2 protein-coding genes are annotated in these 3,072 nt (G+C 70.9%); one reads left to right on the plus strand and one right to left on the minus strand.

What is annotated here, in order from left to right; translation table 11 throughout:
* Positions 1–68: 68 nt before the first annotated feature.
* Positions 69–1,514 carry a cellulose binding domain-containing protein gene (locus ACFW1A_RS39680; RefSeq protein WP_380418443.1) on the minus strand — a complete coding sequence of 482 codons (1,446 nt, stop codon included), beginning with the start codon at positions 1,512–1,514 and terminating at the stop codon, positions 69–71.
* A 250-nt stretch (positions 1,515–1,764) separates the two neighbouring features.
* Here ACFW1A_RS39680 and ACFW1A_RS39685 point away from each other — a divergent pair, with 250 nt between their 5' ends.
* On the plus strand, positions 1,765–3,069 hold the full coding sequence (locus ACFW1A_RS39685; RefSeq protein ID WP_380418445.1) for an extracellular solute-binding protein: 1,305 nt from the start codon (positions 1,765–1,767) through the stop codon (positions 3,067–3,069).
* The last annotated feature ends 3 nt before the right edge of the window (positions 3,070–3,072 follow it).

The following is a 3,072-nucleotide window of genomic DNA, read 5'->3' on the forward strand; positions in this document are numbered from 1 at the left end:
GCCCCGGGCCGGAGCCCGGGGCCACCCGCGGTCGGGGCCACCCGCCGTCGGCGCCGCCCGACGGCCCGTCAGCCGTTCGGCACCGTGTCCACGAAGTGGGTGCTGCTGCCGTAGTAGCCGTTGACGGCCTGCTGGACGTCGCCGGTGGACTGGGCGACGCCCTTGGCGAAGTAGACCCAGTTGACCTTCTGGTCCCAGCTGCGGGCGCCGGTGAAGGGCAGGTCGATGAACCACTCGTTGAAGTCGATGGTCATCGGCTCGCGCGGGTAGTACTTGCCGGTGCTGGAGAAGACCTGCTTGCCGTCGATCGCGTACGTCACGGTGCCCCCGGTGACGGTGGCGACCAGGGTGTGCCAGCCCTGCAGGCTGCCGATGGTGTCGGTGGTGACCCGGTCCATCGCGTCCGCGCTGTACCAGCTGGTGGTGTACATCGAGTTCGCCGGTCCGCCCCAGCCGCCGTTCGGCAGGTACTCGAAGTCGTCCTCGCTGTAGAGGGAGTTGTCGGGCGTGATGGTGTAGAAGGTCTCGTTGACGTGGTCGCCGTTGGCGCCGGTGGTCGGCCGGTCGTTGAAGTAGACCCGGGCGGCGTAGGTGCCCTCGAAGAACTTCTGCTGGACGGTGTCGATCTCGGCCTGGGTGGTGCCGGCGCTGGTGCCGTCGGTGGTCGCGGTCAGGTCCATCGCGTGGCCGCCCTGGGCCGAGGAGTCGGCCGGGAAGGTGATCGCGTTCGTCGACCAGCTGTTCTGCACGCCGGGACCGCCCGCGCCGCTGCGAACCTTCCAGTCGTGTGCGGTCAGGTTCGGGTCGGTGGATCCGGTGTAGGAGAAGTCGTCGAAGAGCACGCCGGACGGTGTGCCGGTCGGCGAGCCGGAGGGCGACGGGCTGGGGGACGGCGATCCGGTCGGGGTCGGGGTGGGCGAGGCGGACGAGCCGCCGCCCGGCTCCGCGCCCCAGGCGAGGGCGCCGTTCCGGTAGCCGGTGACCTGGTTCCAGGGCGTGTAGGCGGTGTCGTTCGGGTTGAACGAGTAGTCGTTCGCCTGGTTGACGTTCTGCCAGTCCGAGCGGTGCAGGCGCAGTTGCAGGTCACCGCTGGCGGCGCCGGGCTGGAGGGTGCCGGCGCCGGGGCCGAAGGAGAGCTGCAGGTAGTGGTCGGCGGTCGGCGTGGGGTTCGCCAGCGCCACCACGGTGCCGGTCAGGTTGGCGCAGCCGGGCACGGCCCAGGCGCACTGGAAGGTGTAGGCGCCGGCGGTGTCGGCGGAGAAGTAGTAGCGCAGTGTCACGGTGCTCAGGTCCAGGCTGCTGCTGCCGGTGTTCACCACCTGCAGCCACGGGTCGATCTCGCCGGCCGAGGCGGCGGTGGCGGTGGTCCGGTACTCGACGGTGAGCGCGGGGGCGTCGGCGTGGGCCTTGGTCAGGGTGAGCGGCAGGACGGCGGCCGCGCAGGCGAGCGAGGCCGTGGCGATCAGTGCGGTGCGGCTCAGCCCGCCGCGCGGGCGGGGACGGACGTGGTCCATGGGTTCTCCTCGTGGGGAAGGGAAGCGTGCACGTCGGCCGCGGGCCGGCCCAGCGCGGCCAATGGCTTACCAGTGGTCTAATCCAGCGCCCTGGTTGCCGTCCAAGGTGACGCCACCGGGCCGCGCTGTCAAGCCTCTGTCTACCCGTCAACTGCGGGAATTTTCACGCCCCCCGATTCCCTTGACCTGACCACTGGTCATATGTGAAGGTCTGCCTCCAACAGCAATCGGCTCTCCGAGGAGGACCCACGTGCGCACCAGAACCCTGGCGACGACGGCCTGCGGGCTCACCGTCGCCCTGCTGACCGCGGCCTGCTCCGGCGGCACCGCCGGATCGGGCGGCGACGGCTCGGCCGCCGGCCCGAAGACCCTGACCGTGTGGCTGATGGACGGCGACCTGACCCAGCCCTCGGTGGACGCGATCAGCACCGCCTTCGAACAGGCCACCGGCGCGAAGGTGAACGTCCAGGTCCAGGAGTGGGCCAACATCAACACCCGAATCAGCACCGCGCTGGCCCAGGACAACCCGCCGGACGTCATCGACATCGGCAACACCGACGTCCCGCTGTTCGCCGCCAACGGCGGGCTGAGCGACCTCACCGCCCACCGGGCCGACCTGTCGGCGGGTCAGACCTGGCTGCCCGGCCTGGTCGACCCCGCCACCGTCGACGGCAAGCTGTACGCCGCCCCGCTGTTCGCCGGCAACCGGGCCGTGATCTACAACAAGACGCTCTGGGCCAAGGCCGGCATCACCGCCCCGCCCGCCGACTTCGCCGAGTTCACCCGGGACCTGGACCGGATCAAGGCCGGCAGCACCGACCCGGGCTTCTCCCCGATGTACTTCCCCGGCCGGTACTGGTTCGCCGCCCTGCAGTTCGTCTGGGACGCCGGCGGCCAGCTCGCCACCAAGGACCCGAGTGGCAAGTGGACCGGTCAGCTGGAGTCCCCGGCCGCACAGCGGGGTCTGACGGCCTGGCAGGACTTCCAGAACAGCTACTCGCCGACCGCCTCCCGCAACGTCGACACCAAGACCCCGGACCAGGCCGCCCTGTTCGCCGACGGGAAGACCGCGACGGTGATCGACACCAGCATCAACACGATCCTCAAGGACAACCCGGCCCTCAAGGACCAGATCGGCACCTTCCCGCTGCCCAGCGCCGTCACCGCGGGCAAGGACCAGCCGGTCTTCCTCGGCGGCTCCGACCTGGCCGTGGCCGCCCGCAGCCGCAACCAGCAGCTGGCCCTGGCCTACCTCAAGGCCGCGACCAGCCAGGCGGTCCAGACCGCCGCGATCGTCGGCACCGACCACTGGACGCCGGTCTCCACCCAGTTGCTCGACTCCACCGCGGCCGGCCTGCCGGCCACCTCGGCCGCCTTCCTGCAGGCCGCCCACGACAGCGTCGGCACCCCCGCCACCCCGGGCTGGGCCACCATCGAGAGCGACCTGTCGATCAACCAGTTCTTCGCCGACATCGCCACCGGCCACAAGAGCGTCGCCCAGGCCGCCAAGGACTTCGACGCCCACCTCGACCAGGCGCTCAACGCCCACCCGTGACCC

Origin of the sequence: Kitasatospora sp. NPDC058965 (assembly GCF_042741245.1) — a bacterium.
Taxonomy (GTDB): Bacteria; Actinomycetota; Actinomycetes; order Streptomycetales; family Streptomycetaceae; genus Kitasatospora.